The sequence below is a fragment of the Mesorhizobium sp. M1328 genome, assembly GCF_040318075.1.
In the GTDB taxonomy this organism is placed as follows: Bacteria; Pseudomonadota; Alphaproteobacteria; order Rhizobiales; family Rhizobiaceae; genus Mesorhizobium.
This window is the reverse complement of sequence record NZ_JAMYLO010000009.1, coordinates 197791-216934: the sequence shown is the minus strand read 5'-3', so window position 1 is coordinate 216934 and position 19144 is coordinate 197791. Positions and strand designations below refer to the sequence as shown.

The window sequence follows — 19144 nt, the reverse complement described above, 5'->3', positions numbered from 1 at the left end:
TTTACTGCTATTACTTCAACGTTCTCCGGACTATCTTAGCTACTCCACTACTCCCCAACTCCCCAACAGCCCTACTCCCCTCCTCCCCTACTCCCCTACTCCCCTACTCCCCTACTCCCCTACTGCCCTAGCCGAGCATCATGACTTACCAATCCCCAATCTCCCCCGGCCGCTCCTGGTACGAAGACACGGCCGGACCAAGGCCCGAATATCCGGCGCTCGACGGCGACCGGACATGCGATGTGGTGATTGTCGGCGGCGGCTTTACCGGCCTGTCGGCGGCGGCTCATCTCGCCAAGACAGGCGCGAATGTCGTGCTGATCGAAACCCATCGTTTCGGTGACGGCGCATCGGGCCGCAATGGTGGCCAGCTCGGCACCGGACAACGGGCCTGGGCAGAGGAGCTGGAAGCGGAGTACGGCTTTTCCCGCGCCAAGGCGCTGTTCGACCTCGCCGAAGAGGCCAAAGCGCATCTGCTCGATTTCGCCGCAATGCACCAGATCGAGATCGACTATATGCCCGGCCAGATGTCGGTGGCGCACAAGAAGCGCTATGTCGACGACTACAAGGCGCATGCCGAGATCATGGCGAGCCGCTTCGGCTATCCGCACATCTCATTCATGGATGCCGCGGAGACAGCCGAGCGGCTGGGCTCGACGCATTATTTCGGCGGCACCCGCGACACCGGCACCGGCCATATCCATCCGCTGAAACTGGTGATCGGCACCGCAAAAGTCGCGGCACAGGCCGGCGCAAAGCTATTCGAGCAGACGCCGTCGACCGGCATTACCTCCGGCGGCGGCAAGGTCAGGGTTGCGACGCCGAAGGGCACGATCACCGCCGCTAAATGCCTGATCGGGGTCAATGCCTACGGCGGCGCGCTCGAACCGGTGAGTGCCTCGCATATCATGCCGATCGGCTCGTTCATCGGCGCGACGGTACCGCTGGGAGCCGATTCCAAAGTGTTGCCGGGTGGCGAGGCGGTCGACGATTCGCGCTTCGTCGTGCGCTATTTCCGGAAATCGAAGGATGGGCGGCTGCTGTTTGGCGGGCGCGAGATCTACGCTGTCAACGATCCCAAGGACATCCACATCCACATCCGCCGGCAGATCGCCGAGATCTATCCCTCATTGAAGGACGTCGAGATCACCCATGGCTGGGGCGGCTACGTCGGCATCACCGTGCCGAGAAAGCCGTTCGTGCGCGAAGTGATGCCCAATGTGATCTCGGTCGGCGGTTATTCCGGCCACGGCGTCATGCTGTCGAACTTTTTCGGCAAGCTTTATGCCGAGACGGTCGCCGGCAACCGCGATCGGCTGAAGCTGATCGAGGATTTGAAGATTCCATCCTTCCCCGGCGGCCGGCGTTTGCGCGCGCCACTGCTCTTTCTCGCGCTCAACTGGTACGCGTTGCGGGACAGGATTTAACCAGACGTTGCAGAATCCTTAACTGGGACGCAGAATTCCGGCCAAGGGCGCAGTGATGCCACAATCGCGGGCGAAAGATGATGCTCGTGGGCAGCTGAACGGGGAATTTTTGCGGGCCTGCCCGCTTTTGGTTTGGGACCGATGCCGATCGAAATGCCGGCTCTCCGGCATGGATCGTAAGAACATCGGCCCGCAAATGGAGGTGGCAAGAGTGAGAGAGCCCTTCAGTTTGGGCGCGCCGGAACGACGGCGCCTTGCGATGCAATTCGGTTATGATATGCGGCCGACATTCTGGCACGGGGTCCGGTCGAACGCGCATCTGGTAATAGCCGCGCTTGGCACGACAGCACTGCTCGGCGTCGCCGCAGTGGCACTGTGGCTGGCCTTGCCGGCCAATGAGCGGCAGGCGGCGGCGAGCCCTGAGCAGATCGTTCCGACCATTCCGGTCAAGACGACGAAGATCATGCCTGCCAAGGTCGCCGCGGCGCCGCGGACGACGGGCAAGGCCGATGCGGTTTCCCCGGCAGTGGCCGCGGCGGCAGCCGAGATACCGGCGCTCGCTCCCAACGATCCCCGCTGGACGGGGCCAAAGACGGCATCGGCCGCCGCCACCGAAGCATCCGACCAGCTGGCAAGCCAGACCGAGCAGGCGGCCGATAAATCGTCTGCTTCGGTGGCATTCGCCGACCCGGCAGCGAAACCCGACGCTGCGGCTTTGTTTGCCAAGGTGGCGGCTCCCGGAAGCTCGACGAAAAACACCGGGCCCGACGGCGCGCAGACCGCCGCCATCCCCACGCCCAACCCGCAATTGCCGGCAGCGCAGTCCGCGAGTGAGGACGACAATGGCAGCACCAAGGCAAAATCCGGAAAAGCCAATACCGCGGGTACCGGACGCATCCTGAGGTCCGTCACAATGCGCACCGGCCCAAAAAAGAATGCGGCCGCCATTCTCACCGTGCCGGCCAAGACCTCGGTGCAAGTGATGAGCTGCAAGCAATGGTGCCAGATCGTCTACAACGGCAAGCGCGGCTGGGTCTACAAGAGCTACGTCAAAACCGGGGCGTAGGGCCGGCAGAGCGATTGCGGGTCGCTCGCCATCAGCCAGTCCTCCGCCGGATGACCGGACCGTTCAAATACAACGCCCGCCGTCGACTTCCAGCGCCACGCCGGTGATAAAAGCCGCCTCGTCCGAAGCGAGCCAAAGCGCGGCATTGGCTATGTCGAGCGGCGTCGAAAGCCGGCCGAGCGGGATCGACGCGCGGAACTTCTCGCGGATCTCGGGTGTGTCGGCGCCCATGAATTTCGCGAGCATGCCGGTCTCGCCGGCAACCGGGCAGAGGCAGTTGACACGGATATTCTTCGGCGCGAGTTCCACCGCCATCGATTTGGTCGCGGTGATCGCCCAGCCCTTCGATGCATTGTACCAGGTGAGGCCAGGCCGCGGCCTGATACCGGCCGTGGAGGCCGTCGTCAGGATGACGCCGCCGCCTTGCCGCTCCATCACCGGCACCACGGCAAGTGCTGCGTGGTAGATCGCCTTCATGTTGACTGAAATGATCAGATCGAAGGTCGCCTCGTCGACATCCAGCATGTCACCGTTGCGATGGGTAAAACCGGCGTTGTTGACCATGATGTCGATGCGGCCGAAGGCGCCCATTGCAGCATTGACCATGTCGTCGAATTCGGACCGCAGCGAGACGTCGGTCTGGGTCCAGATCGCCTTTTCGCCGATCTCGCCGGCAACGCGCTCTGCGCCCTTGGCGTTCAGATCGGCGACAACTACCCGCGCGCCCTCCTCGGCAAAGCGCCTGGCCATGCCCTCGCCAAAGCCTGAGGCAGCGCCGGTGATGATGGCGACCTTGTTTTTGAGGCGCAAGCTTTTCTCACTCATCGTTGAAGACGATCGAAAACGCGTTTGGCCATGGCCATCGAAAGATGTGTGTCCATTGCCGATTTCTCCTTTGGCTTTCGCCTTGATCCCGCTCTATGCTGCACCTGCGAACGCTCCCGGAAGCATCGCTTGCCGACAAGCCTCCGGCTAGCGCCGGTGTCAAGAGCACACGCGGATGTGACGCAATGGCACTGGCAAGTTTAAATCGATTAGATTATATCAGCCGCGTTATCGCGACCGGCGTCAGAGCGGACAGACCATGACCAGCCAGATCATCCCCGTCGATCCTTTCGACTTCATCATTTTCGGCGGCACCGGCGATCTGTCGGAACGCAAGCTTCTGCCGTCGCTGTACCACCGGCAGCGCGACCACCAGTTTTCTGAGCCGACGCGCATCATCGGCACATCACGTTCGAAGATGACCGACGAGGAATTCCAGTCTTTCGCCAGGCAGGCGATTGCCGATCATGTGAAACCGGAAGATATCGACGCCACGGAACTGAAGACGTTCCTCGCGCGGCTCTCCTATATCCCGGCAGATGCAACAACTGGTGCCGGCTTCGACAGGCTGAGGGAGGCGATTGGCAACAGCGAACACATCCGCGCTTTCTATCTGGCAGTGGCACCGGCGCTGTTCGGCGACATCTCGCACAAGCTGAAGGAGCACGGGCTGATCACGCCGAATTCGCGCATCGTGCTGGAAAAGCCGATCGGCCGCGATCTCGTTTCGGCGCGCGCGCTCAACGATCTGGTCGGCGACGACTTCCATGAAAGCCAGATTTTCCGCATCGACCACTATCTCGGCAAGGAGACGGTTCAGAATTTGATGGCGCTGCGCTTTGCCAACGCGCTCTACGAGCCGCTTTGGAATTCCGCCAATGTCGATCATGTGCAGATCACCGTGGCCGAGACAGTCGGCCTGGAAGACCGCGTCACCTATTACGACAAGGCCGGCGCATTGCGCGACATGGTGCAGAACCACATGCTGCAACTGCTCTGCCTCGTCGCCATGGAGGCGCCGTCGTCGATGGACGCCGATGCCGTCCGTGACGAAAAGCTGAAGGTGCTGCGGGCGCTGAAACGCATCAACGGCAACGAAGCGCCGAAGCACACGGTGCGCGGGCAATACCGTGCCGGCGCCTCGGCCGGCGGGCCGGTGAAAGGCTATGTCGAGGAGCTCGGCAAGAACAGCAACACCGAGACCTTCGTTGCGCTGAAGGCCGAAATCGGCAACTGGCGCTGGGCGGGCGTGCCGTTCTATCTCCGGACCGGCAAGCGGCTGGCGACGCGCGTTTCGGAGATCGTCATCGAATTCAAGCCAATCCCGCATTCGATCTTCGGCGAGAGCGCCGGGCCGATTTCCGCCAACCAACTGGTCATCAGGCTGCAGCCCGACGAAGGCGTCAAGCAGTTCATCATGATCAAGGATCCGGGGCCGGGCGGCATGCGGCTGCGCCAGATTCCGCTCGACATGAGTTTTGCGCAATCCTTCGACGGCCGCGCCCCCGATGCCTATGAGCGGCTGATCATGGACGTCATCCGTGGCAACCAGACGCTGTTCATGCGCCGCGACGAGGTCGAGGCGGCGTGGAAATGGATCGACCCGATCCAGGACGCCTGGGAAAGCGGAAGGCAAGAGGCGCAAGGCTACACCGCCGGCACATGGGGCCCCTCGGCCTCGATTGCGCTGATCGAACGCGACGGGCGGACATGGCACGAGAGCAATTAGGCGGCGCCTACAACTGGCACGAATTTGCCGGACGCCAGGAGTTGGCGACAGCGCTTGCCGGCCACGTCGCCGGTTGCCTGTCAAAGGCGATCGCCGAGCGCGGCACGGCACTGCTTGCGGTCTCGGGCGGCACGACGCCGGCGAAATTCTTCGCGGCGCTTTCGACCGTTCCGATCGCCTGGGAAAAGGTGACGATAACATTGGTCGACGAGCGCTTCGTGCCGCCCTCATCGCCGCGCTCCAATGCCGGCCTGGTTGCCGCCAACCTGCTGCAGAACGCGGCCGCCGCCGCGAATTTCGTGCCGCTCTACCACGCCGCGGCAACTATCGAGGGCGCAGCGGTCTCCGACAGTGAGGCGCTGCAAGCGGTGCCCTGGCCACTCGACGTCATTGTGCTCGGCATGGGAACTGATGGCCACACCGCCTCGTTCTTTCCGGATGCCGACAACCTGGCAAGATTGCTCGATCCGTCGTCGCAAAGGATCGTGCTGCCGGTTCACGCGGCAAGCGCCGGCGAGCCACGGCTGACGCTGTCACTGGCGCGGATCATCAATGCCGCCTTCATCGCGCTGCATATCGAGGGCGCGGAAAAACGCACCGCATTCGAGGCCGCGCTTGGAGCTGGAGCACGAAAGCCCATTCGCGCCGTGCTCGATGCCACTCAAAAGCCCGTAGAGGTTTTCTGGGCACCCTGATCTCAACTTGGCTGCAGGTCCCGGCAACAGCCGGAAGTTGCGGGACCTCGCCTGAAAGGACCGACCGCCATGACCGCAAGACGCGACATCGAAGCCATCACCCAGCGCATCCGTGAGCGCTCCAAACCCGGTCGCGAGGCCTATCTCGGCCGCATCGCCGAAGCCTCGAACCGCACCGCCAACCGGGCCGTGCTGTCCTGCGGCAACCTGGCTCATGGCTTTGCCGTGTGCAGTCCATCCGAAAAGGTGGCGCTTGGCGGCGACCGGGTGCCGAATCTCGGCATTATCACCTCCTATAACGACATGCTGTCGGCGCATCAGCCTTTCGAGACGTTTCCGGCGCTGATCAAGGACGCGGCGCGCGAGGCCGGCGGCATCGCCCAGGTGGCCGGCGGCGTGCCGGCGATGTGCGACGGCGTCACCCAGGGCCAACCCGGAATGGAGCTGTCGCTGTTTTCGCGCGACGTGATCGCCATGGCCGCGGCGATCGGCCTGTCCCACAACATGTTCGACGCCGCCGTCTATCTCGGCGTCTGCGACAAGATCGTGCCGGGGCTAGTGATCGCGGCGCTGACCTTCGGCCACCTGCCGGCCGTGTTCATTCCGGCCGGGCCGATGACGACCGGCATTCCGAACGACGAAAAGGCCAAGATCCGCCAGCTCTATGCCGAGGGCAAGGCAGGGCGCGCCGAACTGCTCGAAGCCGAATCAAAATCCTATCACGGGCCGGGAACCTGCACTTTTTACGGCACGGCCAATTCCAACCAGATGCTGATGGAGATCATGGGCCTGCACACGCCTGGTGCCTCGTTCGTCAATCCGGGCACACCACTGCGCGACGCGCTGACCAGGGAAGCGACCAAGCGGGCACTGGCGATCACCGCGCTCGGCAACGCCTACACGCCGGTCGGGCGGATGATCGACGAGCGCTCGATCGTCAACGGCATCGTCGGCCTGCACGCCACCGGCGGTTCGACCAATCACACCATCCATTTGATCGCCATGGCGGCGGCGGCCGGCATCGCCATTACCTGGCAGGATATTTCCGACATCTCGGAAGCGGTGCCGCTGCTGGCGCGGGTCTATCCGAACGGCCTTGCCGATGTGAACCACTTCCACGCCGCTGGCGGGCTCGGCTTCCTGATCCGCGAACTGCTCGACGCAGGCATCCTGCACGAGGATGTGCAGACAGTGTGGGGCGAAGGGCTGCGCCCCTACGCGGTCGAGGCCAAGCTCGGCGCCGACGGCGGCGTTCTGCGCGAGGCATCGCCGCGCGAGAGCGGCGACGAGAAGGTGCTGGCGCCGTTCAAGAAGGCCTTCCAGCCGAGCGGCGGGCTGAAAGTGCTTTCAGGCAATCTCGGCCACGCCGTCATCAAGACATCCGCGGTCAAGCCGGAGCGGCGCATCATCGAGGCGCCGGCCAAGGTGTTCGACAGCCAGCAAGGGCTGAACGAGGCGTTCAAGGCGGGGTCGCTGACCGGCGACTTCATCGCCGTCATTCGTTTCCAGGGTCCGAAGGCCAACGGCATGCCGGAATTGCACAGGCTGACCACCGTGCTCGGCATCCTGCAGGACCGCGGCCAGCATGTGGCGCTGGTCACCGACGGCCGCATGTCGGGCGCTTCAGGCAAGGTGCCGGCGGCGATCCACGTGACGCCGGAAGCGGCGGAGGACGGGCCGATCGCCAGGATCCATGACGGCGATATCATCAGGCTCGATGCGGAGGCCGGAACGCTCGAAGTACTGGTGCCGGCCGGAGACTTTGCCCTGCGCCGGCCCGCGGACAGCGACCTCATAGGCAATGAATTCGGCTTCGGCCGCGAGCTTTTCGCCGGGTTCCGGCAGTTGGTAGGCCGCGCCGACCATGGCGCCAGCGCCTTCGGTACGGCGTGACTTTTTCGGAGAGCGGCCGATCGCTGCTCTCCCTTAGATCTATTGAACCGTGAGCTCGGCTCGCGCGCCGGCCCTGACAGTTACCGTGCCTTCTTTCGAGCTGTTGTCCGATTTCTCCGAAACCACCGCGTAGTCGCCGGCCGACAGGGTGGCTTCATACTTCTGGTCATAGGCGTAGCCGACCGACTTGCGGGTTCCGTCGATGTTCTTCCTGGCCTCGAATATCTCGATCTTCGAGGCCCCTGGCGCGGTAATCGTCAGCATGCCGGCGTTCATCGCGATCTTCAGATCCTGATGGTCGCCAACCTTGACGCTGAACGGCTGCTCGGCCACCGCAAGGTCGACCGTCGCGACCATTACATAATCGTCGGGCGGCAGATCGAACTTGCTGTCCGGACCGTAGGCATAAGTCACCTCCTGCCTGATTCCGTCGACGTTCTTTTTCGCCTGGAGCACCTTGAAGCCGACGCCCGAACCCTCGGCCTTGTCGCCGCCGGCAGCATAATAGGCGTTGGCGACGATACGCCCGACGCCGACGATGATGTCCTTGTCGATGACCCTGCCGGCGGCAAGCGGGATCGTCTCGGTAACCATGCCCTGGCCGATCGTGACCGTCACCTTCTCGTCACCGGCCGGCAGCACGACTTTCGTGTCGCCGTAATAGGTCGGCGGGGTGTCGACGCCCGGATAGCCGACTACGACAGCCGCGCCGCCGTCAACGTCCGCTCCTTCACTTGGCCTGGGGTGGATGACCAGCGTGCCGGCATTCAGGTTGAAGTGCGGCTTGGCGACCTGGCCAGGCTCGATCTTGATCTTCTGTTCGGCCCTGGCCTCGCCGGCGCGTGCGACGACGATATAGTCGCCCGGCTCCAGATGGCCCTTGTAGGCGCCATATTCGGTGGTGACGGGATCGCCGCGCGCGCCGTCGGAATTCGCCTTGTAGATCTCCCAGGCATTGCCGTCGGTGACGGGATCGCCACCCTCGGCAAGCACGACGGTGGGCACGAAATTGGACTCCGCCGGCTGGTCGGGCGCCGGCTGGAGAACAGGCTGCGGGGCGGGAGCCGGTTCAGGGGCGGGTGGCGGAGGCGCGACGGTCTCGACGAGGGCGTCCTGCAATGCCTTTTCATCCGACGCTTCGAGATATTTGCCGCCGGTGTTGTCGGCGAGGCAAGCGACCTGCTTGCCTTCGGCAGCCGTCAAGCCGAAGCCGACGACATTGACGGTGAAGTCGATGCCGGCAGCCTCCAGTTCCTTGCCGAGCGCACAGGGGTCGCCGTTGCATGTCTCGATGCCATCGGTGATGAGCACGACCGTCGCCTTGTCCTCGGTGTATTTCAACACCTCCGCCGCTTGCTTGACCGCGGCGGTCAGCGGCGTCTTGCCCTGAAATTTCAGACTGTCGGCCGCGGCTGAGATCGCACTTGCCGAGCCTGCCTGCGGCGGCACGATGAGTTCGATGTCGTCGCAACTGGCCTTCTCGCGATGGCCATAGGCCATGAGGCCGATTTCCTCGTCGGCCGGGACCGATTGCAGCACGTTCCGCAGCGATTGACGGGCGATTTCGAGCTTGGGCTTGCCGTCGATCTGCGCCCACATCGAGCCGGAGGCATCGAGAATGACGATGACGCGATCGGCGGCGAAGCCGAACCCCGTCATCCACAGCAGCAGGGCCGCCACAGCGGCGCTCCGCACAAATCCGGCCATCAATATCTCCCCCTCGGTCGCCGCCGCTCGGCGCCGCTCGGCGCCGGAAAGCTATTTGACGCTGCGTCGCGACACAAGCCCGGGCGGAGCATGAAGCTGCGCCGCCTCTGTGCAAAACCCTCAATAGGTCGTGCGGCGTTCCTCGGAAGGCGGCCGGCCGAATTGCAGCCGGTAGCTCTGGGCAAAATAGGAATGCGAGGTGAAGCCGGTGGCGATTGCCACGTCGAGGATCGGCATGTTGGTCTGGCGCAGCAATTCGCGCGCGCGCTCGAGTCTGAGCCGCATATAGTAGCGCCCGGGCGTCACGCTGAGATGGCGCAGGAACAGGCGCTCGACCTGGCGCACTGACAGGCCCGCCGACTTGGCGAGCTGCACCGCCGACAGCGGCTCGTCGAGATGGTCGGCCATCAGCTCGACGATGCGGCGCAGCTTCTCCGACTTGCCGGTCAGGTCGCGCTCCGGGCCGACGCGCTGGCGGTCGCCGGCCGAGCGGATGCGCTCATGCTGGAACTGGTTGGCGACGCCATTGGCGAGGCTCGAGCCGAAATCGCCGCGCACGATCTCCAGCATCAGGTCGATCGAGGTGGTGCCGCCGGCGCAGGTGTAGCGCTTGCGGTCGATCTCAAAGACGTTGCCGGTGCAGTTGATCTCCGGAAAGCGTTCGAGGAAACCGGCGCGGTTTTCCCAATGGATGGTGCAGCGATAGCCATCGAGCTGCCCTGCCTCGGCAAGCAGATAGGAGCCGACCGAAAGCGCGCCGAGCGCATTGCCGCGCCGGCCCCAGCTGCGCAGCGCCGCCAGCACCTTGCTCTTGCCGGGAAATTCCGTCGTCAGCCCGACCGAGACAAAAAGGATATCGACCGGCGGCAGATCGGCGACGGCATAGTCGATCTTGAGCGGCAGGCCGTTGGAGGCCATGACGGCGTCGCCGTCGGCCGACACCGTCGTCCAGCCATAGAAATCGCGGCCGAGCAGCCGGTTCGCCGACCGGAACGTGTCGATTGCCGCGGCCAGCGAGAACATGGAGAACTTGTCGACCAGCAGAAACCCGAACTGCCGGCCGCCCTGAACGGGATCATTGGTGACCGGCCGCTCTAAGGGAACAGTGAGGTTCGGCAAGGACGCTGCTCTCTGGTCAGAAGGAAGGCCGTTTCAACCCGGCTGCGAGGTAGGCGGAAGCTAACGTGTTGGCCATCAGCATGGCAATGGTCATCGGCCCCACGCCGCCAGGCACCGGCGTGATGGCGCCGGCCGCCTTCGCTGCTTCGGCAAAGGCGACATCGCCGACGAGGCGGGTCTTGCCTTCGCCCTTTTCAGATGCGGCGATGCGGTTGATGCCGACATCGATGACGGTGGCGCCAGGCTTGACCCAGTCGCCGCGGACCATTTCAGGCCGCCCGACGGCTGCGACCAGAATATCGGCGGTGCTGGCAAGCGCCGCCAGGTCCCTGGTGCGGCTGTGTGCGATGGTCACGGTGCAGTTGGCGGCAAGCAGAAGATTGGCCATCGGTTTGCCGACGATGTTCGAACGCCCGACGACGACCGCATTGAGACCGGACAGGTCCTTGCCACGCACCCGTTCGATCAGCAGCATCGAGCCGGCCGGCGTGCAAGGCACGAAGGCGGTCTCGAGTTCGCCTGTGCCGAGCTTGCCGACATTGATGAAGTGGAAGCCGTCGACATCCTTCTCCGGCGCGATGGTCTGGATGATCTTGCCGGAATCGATATGGCCGGGAAGCGGAAGCTGCACCAGGATGCCGTTGATGGCCGGATCGGCGTTGAGCTGGCCGATGATCTTCAACAGGTCCGGCTCGGAGGTTTCGGCCGGCAGCGTGTGCTGAACCGAATGGAAGCCGCATTCCTTGGCGGTGCGGGATTTGGAGGCGACATAGACCTGGCTCGCCGGATCCTCGCCGACGATGACCACCGCGAGACCGGGCTGCCGTCCGCCCTTTTCCGCCAGTTCGGCGGTGAGGGCCTTGACCCGCCGCACCACGTCTTCGGCGACGCTTTTTCCGTCAATCAACTCAGCCATGAACCACCCTCGACGCCTATTGTCTAAGCCTGCCGCGTTAAAGCATCCATGCGGCGTGCCCCAGATATGTTTTATGCATGTCGTTGCCCAGAACCACGCGCTGGCGGGCGGACATGCAGCGCGGCATTTTCACGAAAATCGAGCCGGGCAATCCCGTCAATGCGCCGTCCCATGCCGTTAACTCGAAACCGGCATGTTTTATTCGACGCTTAGAAATAGCGGCGGCGCGTGCGGTTTTCGGTGAGCTCGCGAACCGCCTCCCGGAATTCGCGCAGGCTGGCGCAGATTTCCTCGATCTGGCTTTGCTGATCGGCGGCGTCCGAGGCCTGATTTGCCGCCTTCGACCAGGCCTGAGCATGGGCCGAATGCGGCGGCGTGGGTTGCTGCGGGTAAGGTGCCTGTCCGGCATAGAGCGGCTGCGGGTAGAAGGCAGGCGGCATCGCTGCGCTGGAATTTGTGGCGGCGGAAGTCTCGCCGGACGCCATCTCCTCCGGCGCTCTGCCGGGAATGAGCCTGCTCAGCGCCGACAACACTACGCCGATCGGACCCGTACGCGCGGCCCGGTACGCTTTGTCCTCGGCGGAACCGGCATCGGGGCCGCCAAGGGAGCCAGCGGGGTCGAAAACTACATCGTCAGCTGCAGCCTCTTCCATCAGCATGGTGCCGGCCTTTGGCTCATCAGGATGGGGTTGGCTTATGCCGGCGGCTGCCAACAGGATCGGACTGGCACGCGCTTCGCGGCGCGAGCGGGCGAGACGATGGCGTGTGGCGGCATCCTCGCGCCATGACGGGCCTGCACGGTCCTCTAGCGAAACCAGCGATGCTTCGTCTTCGTCGCGCACTGCCTCGACGAGCGACAGCAAAGACCGCTCGTTCCTCCAGTGTTCACGATTATCCCTGTAAGCCATGGTTCCTGGAGCTTTCCCCTAGGGCCGGGACGTAGCGACCGCCACTGGTTAAGCGATGCTAAACAGGCACAGGAAATAAAAGGTTAATTTGGTCGGCCCGCCCCTGCGCGACTACATGTGCATCCCAATCGCAGGTCCGGTTTCCGCCTGATCACAGTCCCAACAGGGGCTTCCCCGCCCTGCCGCGAACGTCTATGGGGAAGCCATCTCTATGGGAGGCTTTCGATGACGATCAGGCTTGTTCTCGCTGGCTGCGGCAATATGGGCTACGCCATGCTCTCGGGCTGGCTGAAAGCCGGCAAGCTCGCTCCGGCTGCGGTGTTCGTGGTCGAGCCCAACGCCGAGTTGCGCAAGCGTGCCGAAGCACTGGGCTGCTCTGCTGCTGCGGATGCCGGCGCCATCCCGGCGGACGCCGTACCGGCCCTCGTCGTCATTGCGGTCAAGCCGCAGGTGATCCGCGACGTGACGGCTGGCTACATCCGCTTCAACGATGGCCGAACCACTTTCCTCAGCATCGCCGCCGGGACGCCGGTCGCCGCGTTCGAAGATATTCTCGGCGACCGCGCGCCAATCGTGCGCTGCATGCCCAACACGCCGGCGGCAATCGGCAAGGGCATGATGGCGGTGTTTTCCAACAGGCTGGTTTCCGACGACACCAAACGTTTCGTCGCCGACCTGCTTTCCGCGAGCGGGCAAGTGGCCGATATCGACGACGAGGACCTGATGGATGCGGTGACGGCAGTCTCCGGGTCGGGGCCGGCGTATATCTTCCATTTCATCGAAGCGCTGACGGTGGCGGCCGAGAAGGCCGGCCTGCCGACCGGGACTGCCAAGCTCTTGGCAATGCAGACGGTCTACGGCGCCGCATCGCTGGCCGCCGAAAGCGGCGAGGAGCCTGGCTTGCTCAGGCAGCAGGTGACCAGCCCCAACGGCACGACGGCTGCCGCCCTTGCGGTGCTGATGGGCGGCGACCGGCTGACGCAACTGCTCACCGAAGCGGTGGAAGCGGCGCGGCTGCGGTCGATAGAGCTGGGGAAGTAGGGCTTTTGGGGGAAGCCGGTCGGCGGCGATGGTCTGCCGTGCGTTTCAGCGGCAATAGCCGCCTTTAGAAAAGCCGCGACGCAGCGCTCCTTCGCCCCCCTCTGTCCGCTCACGAACTGCTATGTTGGAGATTGGCGAAAGCCGGCGTGACGTCCGATCTCCCCCCATGTGAGGGAGATGTCCGGCAGGACAGAGAGGGGCGCTGTCCCGCCGACGTCAAAATCGCGGTAGCCTAGAATGTCGACAAATATCAGCGATCCCCCCACAAGTGGTCGATCTCGTCCTTGTTCACGGGCCGTTCGTCTTTGCCCGCCTTGGCTCTGAGATCATCGGCAATGGCCGCGAGCCGCTCTGCCAGAGAAAGGCGTCCACTTTCCCGCTTCAACTCTGGTTCCCGCACCTCAGCCATCACCCAGATTCCCATACAGCATCTCGTCCTGCAGCCTGCGCAAGGCGAACAGCCTGGTCGTCGGGTCGGGCGCGGCATTGTCGGCGGTGAGCAATTCGCCTTTCCGCACCGGTTTCAGCACCTTGCCGCCTTCGAGCAGACCGACCGGCACGGCGTGGTGGGCGCGGGCCTCCTCGACCGTCATGGTCCAGGAGCGGTAGCAGGTCTCGCCGATCGCATCGAACGTCTCGCCCGCCGCCAGATCGCGTTTGGCCACGGCGCAGACCTCGGCCACCGGCCGCGGCAGCGGCACCATGTCGGGCTTGCCGTAGAGCGCGATACGGGCGGCGGTCAGCGGCACTTCCAGTGAGGTCAGATGGTAGGGCCTGAAGAAGCTGTAATAGGGGCCGTGGCCAATATGCAGATCATCCATGCGCTCGATGATGCGCGGATGCGTCGCCTCGACGATGACAAAGACGCCGGGCGCCACGCCCTTGCCGACGGTATAGTCGACGACGCCCTTTTTCGACAGGATGCCGCCATGCTCGCGCGGGATCAGCACCTTGACCAGTTCGTCGCGATCGGCCTTGGGGCCGTGCATGCCGGGAACGTCGGGCACCAGCCCGGTGGCGTTGGCGATGGCACACATCTCGACCATGGTTTTCGAGCCGTCGACGAACTCGACCAGCATGCGCGGGTTCATGTTGCGGCGCAGCGCTTCCTCGCGGTAGTCGTCCGGAACGGCGTCGTGGTTGAGCGGGTTGTTCTTGCCCTTGCCGGCGGAGACGATGGTGTAGCCGAGCGCCGAGGCGAACTCGATCAGCTCCATGCAGCTCGACGGCTCGTCGCCGGCGCCGACCGAATAGACGACGCCGAGCCGGTCGGCCTGCTGCTTTAGATAGCAGCCGATGGTAACGTCGGCCTCGACATTCATCATCACCAGGTGCTTGCCATGCTGCATCGCCATCAGGTCGAAATCGGCGGCGACGCCGGGCTTGCCGGTGGCATCGATGACGACATCGATAAGCGGATTGGTGACCAGCATCTCGTTCGAGGTGACGGCGATCTTGCCGCTTTCGATCGCCTGGCTGACCTTCGAAGCGCTGTCCGCTTCGGCTGCCATCGCCTCGTCGCCATAAGCAATGCGGATAGCGTCACGTGCCGTATGCGGGCGGCGGGTCGAGATCGCGCAAATCGAAATGCCCGGCATCAGCATGCCTTGCGTCACCAGGTCGGTGCCCATCTCGCCCGAACCGATGACGCCGATGCGCACCGGGCGGCCCTCCGCGGCGCGCTTGGCAAGATCGCGGGCAAGCCCGGTCAATGCGACATTGGTCATACTGGAAACGTCCACTGCTTTTTGATTTGAAGCGGGAATAGCAGGGAACGGCAACCCATTGCCAATCGAAACCGGCCGCGGCGATCTTTTCTTGCGCATGACCCCGGAAACCAGAATTGTTCCTATGAAGATATGCACCCGGCCGAAGGACTAACGAGGGTCCTGTGGCGCCAAAGGCCCGCGTTGAAGCGGCGGAACGGACCGTTAAGCCCGGATGGATCGCAGCCAAGAAATGTACGGAAATTCTTAGTCATTCTTTTATGCAATCCTGCTTTAATAGGGAAATGGACTGGCGTGCCGGCATTTTTAGGTGTTTTTTCCGCGCTATGCGACCGATCGGCGAGAGCGGCAACGTTGCTACTATTTTTGCTCTGTCTTTGCCGATTGTCGTCGGCGGTGCGGGCCTCGGTATCGAGACTTCCTATTGGTATTACAGCAGCCTGAAGCTACAAGCGGTGGCGGATGCGGCGGCCTATGCTGGCGCTTTGGAAAAGGTTTCGGGATCCGACACGCCAAAGATCGTCTCCGCAGCGACAGCGTCAGCGACCACGAACGGCTGGGGACCGTCAGCAGGTACAATAGAGGTCTTCTCGCCTCCGTCAGCCGGTCCAAATGTCGGAAAAAAGGCGGTTGAGGTAGTCGTTCATCAGAACCTCGATCGGTTCTTTACGTCGATATTCACGCAAAACGCAGTTGGCGCACAAGCAAGGGCGGTGGCTCTTATTACGGATGCTTCAAAAGCCTGCATCTTGACGGTCGATCCTTCCGCTTCGAAAGCGGCGCTCTTTTCCGGCAGTTCGACCACAAAACTGACAGGCTGCTCCGTCATGTCGAATTCGATAGCTCCGGACGCCATCAAACTTCAGGGATCGGCAAGCCTTGATGTCGATTGCCTGATATCGGCAGGCGGTGTTTCGTTGAGCAACGTCGTGAAGACTGTTTGCGCCAGCCTGATAACCCAGGCGCTGCCCGCTGCTGATCCTTTTGCCGACCTGCCGGCGCCGCCGGCCACGAACCCTTGTCAAAACGGCAATCAGTCAACCTTGCAACCTGGAACATACTGCAAGGGGCTCAGCTTGAGCGGCAATGTAACCCTCTCGCCCGGGATATACGTCATTGAGGGAGGCGATTTCAAAGCGAGCTCGAATGCAAATATTTCCGGCGAGGGTGTCGTCATTTATCTGGCCGGTACCTCCGGCGTTAGCATGAACGGCACGGCGACCGTCAAGCTCAGCGCACCGACGTCGGGCACCTATTCAGGTGTGCTGTTCTATGGCGACAGAGCCAACCTGGCGGGATCCAACACGTTTAATGGCACGGCGGATTCGCTTTTGACCGGCGCTCTGTATTTTCCAACACAGGGCGTCAATTATCTCGGCAATTTCTCGGGCAAAGGTGGTTGCACACAGGTCGTCGCCAGTACCGTGCAATGGTCCGGCAACGCAAACATCATTCAGGATTGCACGAGCCTTGGTATGCGAGACATTCCGGCCACGCAAACCGTTCAGCTTGTCGAGTAGTTTTCGTGGATCGGCTACAAGTCCGGATGCTCCGGAGTGATTCGGGTGTTGCCGCGGTAGAGTTTGCGCTGGTTCTGCCCATCCTTTGCCTGGTACTTCTTGGCGTCATCGACGGCTGGTCTTTTGTCTCGAGCGCATTGTCGATGCGTGCAGGCGTCAAAACCGCGGCGAACCTCGTGATGCAAGGAGCAGTCGAGGATACGACTATCCAAGCTGTCGCTCTTTCGAGCTGGGAAAACCATCCTGATGGCGCGCAGGTGGCAGTGAGCCGGAAATACATGTGCGGGAACATCGTGGCCGATCCATCGATCCTGTGCGACACTTTGAAAGCCCCCTCGGTCTTCCTCGTAATACAGGCGACAGCCACCTGGTCACCGCCCTTCAGTTTTGGCGCGTTTTCCTTCTCGCGCGAACTCAGTCATCAACAGGTGATTCGTGTCCGCTAAGTCGAGAGCTTTCACGGGGGATGCATCAGGCGGAGCTGCATTAGAGTTCGCGCTGATCGCGCCTTTTCTGATAATGCTTTTGATCGGCATCTTTGCATTCGGCTGGGCTCTGAATGCTATGTCGAGTGTTCGGTACACGCTGGAAACGTCGTCACGTGCGCTGCAAATGAAGAACTCGCTGACGCAGGCCCAGATCCAAGCCATTGCCACGGAAAAATTACTGGATTTGGGATTGAAAGACGTCGACGTAACAATAGCAATCGACGCCCCCAGCGGCGGCTTTCGCATGGCACATCTGACCGCCCAATATGCGTTCGTGATCGAGTTCCCGTATTTCAACCGATATCCGATAAATTATCAGACAACTGTCACAGTTCCCCTGATTGCATCGTGAGCACGTCCCCGGCCAGTCGAGCGGCACCTTTCGCAGGATGTTCGCTGCACGCCGCCTTTATAGGCGATCGCCTTGTACAGCGTACCGTTGCCGGCTTTGTTCCGGCCGAGCGCCCACCCCTCGCCCAATGCTGCGCCGCCGCTACTTGTGTGTTTGACAGGCATGCGAGGCCCACATGTGGAATTTGGCAGCAGAGGGCTGGAGGCTCCTCAAGCAGAGCGTCCTCGGCTTCATCGACGACAATGCGCTGAGCCATGGGGCGGCGATAGCGTTTTATGCCACAACGTCGCTCGCGCCGATCCTGCTCATCGTCGTCGCTATCGCCGGCATGGCCTTCGGGCACGAGGCGGCGCAACTCGCCCTTTCGGCACAGATCGCCGGCCTGATGGGGCCGCAAAGTGCCGAGTTGCTGCAGGCGACGATCGAAAACGCTTCGCAGAAGGAAGCGGGAACCCTTGCCAGCATTCTGGGGCTGGTCACGCTGTTCATTGCCGCATCCGGCGTGTTCGGCGAAATGCAGCTGGCGCTGAACGAAATCTGGAAAGTCAAACCGAGCGGGGCAACGATTTCACGGCTCGTTCGGGCGCGCATTGCAAGCCTGGGCCTGGTCGCCGCCCTCGGTTTCCTGCTGTTGGTGTCGCTGGTCGTAAGCGCTGCAATTTCGGCGCTCGGAGAGGTCATCAACGCCTACCTGCCGTTCGGCACCATCATCCTGAGCGCCATCAACGGGATCGTCTCGTTTGCCCTGATCACGCTGCTGTTTGCGGCAATCTACAAGGTGCTGCCGGACCGCAGCCTGCAATGGCGCGATGTCGGCCTCGGCGCCGTGGTCACTGGGTTCCTGTTCACCATCGGCAAGTCGCTGATTGGCTGGTATATCGGAACCAGCGCTTTCGCATCGTCGTACGGCGCGGCGGGCGCCCTGCTCGTCGTGCTGTTATGGGTCTATTATTCGGCCGAGATATTTCTGCTGGGCGCCGAATTCACGCGAGCCTATTCGGTTCGACACGGCAGCCGGTCCGATTTGAAGAACAAGGTGGAATTGCATGACAAATGAGTTCACGCCGAAATTCGACCTCGCCGGCAAGGTGGCGCTGGTCACCGGCGCCTCGCGCGGCATCGGAGGCACCGGCAGGCGAACTGCACCGGCCAAGCTGGTGTCCAGCTTTCTCATTCATCGCCGGCGAGCCAAAGGACCATGTTCACCATCAGTTTTCCGTAGAACGGCCATTCACGGCGGGCTTTTTGCGCCGGCACCGGAACTTTTAGCGGTCGCTAATCTTCATTCGTCACCGACATTGAAATGCCGATCGGTCCGCGCTCCGCTTCAGTGCGGGCCCGGGAAGCAAAGGAGGAACATATGAACTGGGATCAAATCAAGGGAAAATGGACGCAGTTCAAAGGTAAGGCGAAAGAGCAGTGGGGTGATCTCACCGACGATGATCTTGATCGCATCGAGGGCAACCGAGACCAGCTATTGGGACGTATCCAGGAGCGATATGGCATCGCCAAGGAAGAGGCAGAGCGCCAGGTAGATGACTGGTCCAGAAGCATCAGCTAAGCCCTGAACGCAGCGCCTCCTGCTACCCCACTACCGGGTGAAACTGTGGGTCGCCCGCCGTGCCGCTGGTGCGGCGGGCGCTTTCGACCAGCGAGGCCCGCGAGGAACCTTTAGCCGCATCTAATGTTCTACTTGCGTGGCGGGCGCCCAGCCCGGAGGCAAGGAGCGTA

At 62.7% G+C, this 19144-nt stretch carries 18 protein-coding genes; 11 read left to right on the top strand and 7 right to left on the bottom strand.

The annotated features are described in order from the left end of the window. Positions 1-140 precede the first annotated feature (140 nt). Both NKH23_RS18335 and NKH23_RS18330 read left to right on the top strand, forming a co-directional pair. A complete protein-coding gene (locus NKH23_RS18335) occupies positions 141-1427 on the top strand; it encodes an NAD(P)/FAD-dependent oxidoreductase (RefSeq protein WP_353015847.1) in 1287 nt (428 codons plus the stop codon). A gap of 259 nt (positions 1428-1686) precedes the next feature. After that, entirely contained in the window at positions 1687-2493 is an 807-nt protein-coding gene (locus NKH23_RS18330) for an SH3 domain-containing protein (protein ID WP_353015845.1), read from the top strand. A gap of 63 nt (positions 2494-2556) precedes the next feature. Here NKH23_RS18330 and NKH23_RS18325 read toward each other — a convergent pair whose 3' ends face one another. Next, a complete protein-coding gene (locus NKH23_RS18325; protein ID WP_352715515.1) occupies positions 2557-3318 on the bottom strand; it encodes an SDR family oxidoreductase in 762 nt (253 codons plus the stop codon). Positions 3319-3577: 259 nt separating this feature from the next. Between NKH23_RS18325 and zwf the strand changes: the two genes are divergently transcribed. The 3 genes from zwf (at position 3578) to edd (ending at position 7635) form a co-directional block, all read left to right on the top strand. After that, complete coding sequence (gene zwf / locus NKH23_RS18320) at positions 3578-5047, top strand: glucose-6-phosphate dehydrogenase (RefSeq protein WP_352715518.1); 1470 nt, start codon at positions 3578-3580, stop codon at positions 5045-5047. After that, the gene (gene pgl, locus NKH23_RS18315; protein ID WP_352715521.1) at positions 5029-5742 is read left to right on the top strand and encodes a 6-phosphogluconolactonase; all 714 of its coding nucleotides are present in this window, start codon (positions 5029-5031) and stop codon (positions 5740-5742) included. The genes zwf and pgl overlap by 19 nt, the downstream gene beginning before the upstream one ends. 69 nt (positions 5743-5811) lie before the next feature. Then, positions 5812-7635 (top strand): phosphogluconate dehydratase, encoded by a 1824-nt coding sequence (gene edd, locus NKH23_RS18310; RefSeq protein WP_352715523.1) that lies wholly within the window; start codon positions 5812-5814, stop codon positions 7633-7635. 39 nt (positions 7636-7674) lie between these two features. Here the strand turns inward: edd and NKH23_RS18305 are convergent, their stop codons facing one another. The 4 genes from NKH23_RS18305 to NKH23_RS18290 form a co-directional block, all read right to left on the bottom strand. Further along, complete coding sequence (locus NKH23_RS18305) at positions 7675-9342, bottom strand: vWA domain-containing protein (protein WP_352916638.1); 1668 nt, start codon at positions 9340-9342, stop codon at positions 7675-7677. Between the two features lie 120 nt (positions 9343-9462). Next, positions 9463-10461: a GlxA family transcriptional regulator gene (locus tag NKH23_RS18300; RefSeq protein WP_352464953.1), complete on the bottom strand. Its 999-nt coding sequence runs from the start codon at positions 10459-10461 to the stop codon at positions 9463-9465. A 16-nt stretch (positions 10462-10477) separates the two neighbouring features. Beyond that, positions 10478-11377: a bifunctional methylenetetrahydrofolate dehydrogenase/methenyltetrahydrofolate cyclohydrolase FolD gene (gene folD / locus NKH23_RS18295; protein WP_353025735.1), complete on the bottom strand. Its 900-nt coding sequence runs from the start codon at positions 11375-11377 to the stop codon at positions 10478-10480. A gap of 209 nt (positions 11378-11586) precedes the next feature. Continuing rightward, positions 11587-12285 (bottom strand): hypothetical protein, encoded by a 699-nt coding sequence (locus tag NKH23_RS18290; protein WP_353025734.1) that lies wholly within the window; start codon positions 12283-12285, stop codon positions 11587-11589. Positions 12286-12510: 225 nt separating this feature from the next. On the opposite strand from NKH23_RS18290, the gene proC reads away from it, so the two are divergent. Next, positions 12511-13326 (top strand): pyrroline-5-carboxylate reductase, encoded by an 816-nt coding sequence (proC, locus tag NKH23_RS18285; RefSeq protein WP_353025732.1) that lies wholly within the window; start codon positions 12511-12513, stop codon positions 13324-13326. A 250-nt stretch (positions 13327-13576) separates the two neighbouring features. Here proC and NKH23_RS18280 read toward each other — a convergent pair whose 3' ends face one another. After that, complete coding sequence (locus tag NKH23_RS18280) at positions 13577-13735, bottom strand: hypothetical protein (protein WP_353025731.1); 159 nt, start codon at positions 13733-13735, stop codon at positions 13577-13579. Beyond that, positions 13728-15053, bottom strand: coding sequence for an NAD(P)H-dependent oxidoreductase (locus NKH23_RS18275; protein ID WP_353025730.1), 1326 nt, complete (start codon positions 15051-15053; stop codon positions 13728-13730). Before NKH23_RS18275 ends, NKH23_RS18280 begins: the two co-directional genes overlap by 8 nt. 164 nt (positions 15054-15217) lie before the next feature. Between NKH23_RS18275 and NKH23_RS18270 the strand changes: the two genes are divergently transcribed. The 5 genes from NKH23_RS18270 to NKH23_RS18250 all read left to right on the top strand — a co-directional run bounded on the left by NKH23_RS18270 (position 15218) and on the right by NKH23_RS18250 (position 18974). Beyond that, the gene (locus NKH23_RS18270; protein ID WP_353015838.1) at positions 15218-16573 is read left to right on the top strand and encodes a pilus assembly protein TadG-related protein; all 1356 of its coding nucleotides are present in this window, start codon (positions 15218-15220) and stop codon (positions 16571-16573) included. A 26-nt stretch (positions 16574-16599) separates the two neighbouring features. Then, positions 16600-17019, top strand: coding sequence for a TadE/TadG family type IV pilus assembly protein (locus tag NKH23_RS18265; RefSeq protein WP_353025727.1), 420 nt, complete (start codon positions 16600-16602; stop codon positions 17017-17019). Continuing rightward, positions 17009-17413, top strand: coding sequence for a TadE/TadG family type IV pilus assembly protein (locus tag NKH23_RS18260; RefSeq protein ID WP_023677423.1), 405 nt, complete (start codon positions 17009-17011; stop codon positions 17411-17413). Before NKH23_RS18265 ends, NKH23_RS18260 begins: the two co-directional genes overlap by 11 nt. Positions 17414-17588: 175 nt before the next feature. Beyond that, a complete protein-coding gene (locus NKH23_RS18255) occupies positions 17589-18470 on the top strand; it encodes a YihY/virulence factor BrkB family protein (RefSeq protein WP_353025725.1) in 882 nt (293 codons plus the stop codon). 303 nt (positions 18471-18773) lie between these two features. Beyond that, positions 18774-18974, top strand: a complete 201-nt coding sequence (locus tag NKH23_RS18250) for a CsbD family protein (RefSeq protein ID WP_023677416.1) — start codon at positions 18774-18776, stop codon at positions 18972-18974. Positions 18975-19144: the final 170 nt, after the last annotated feature.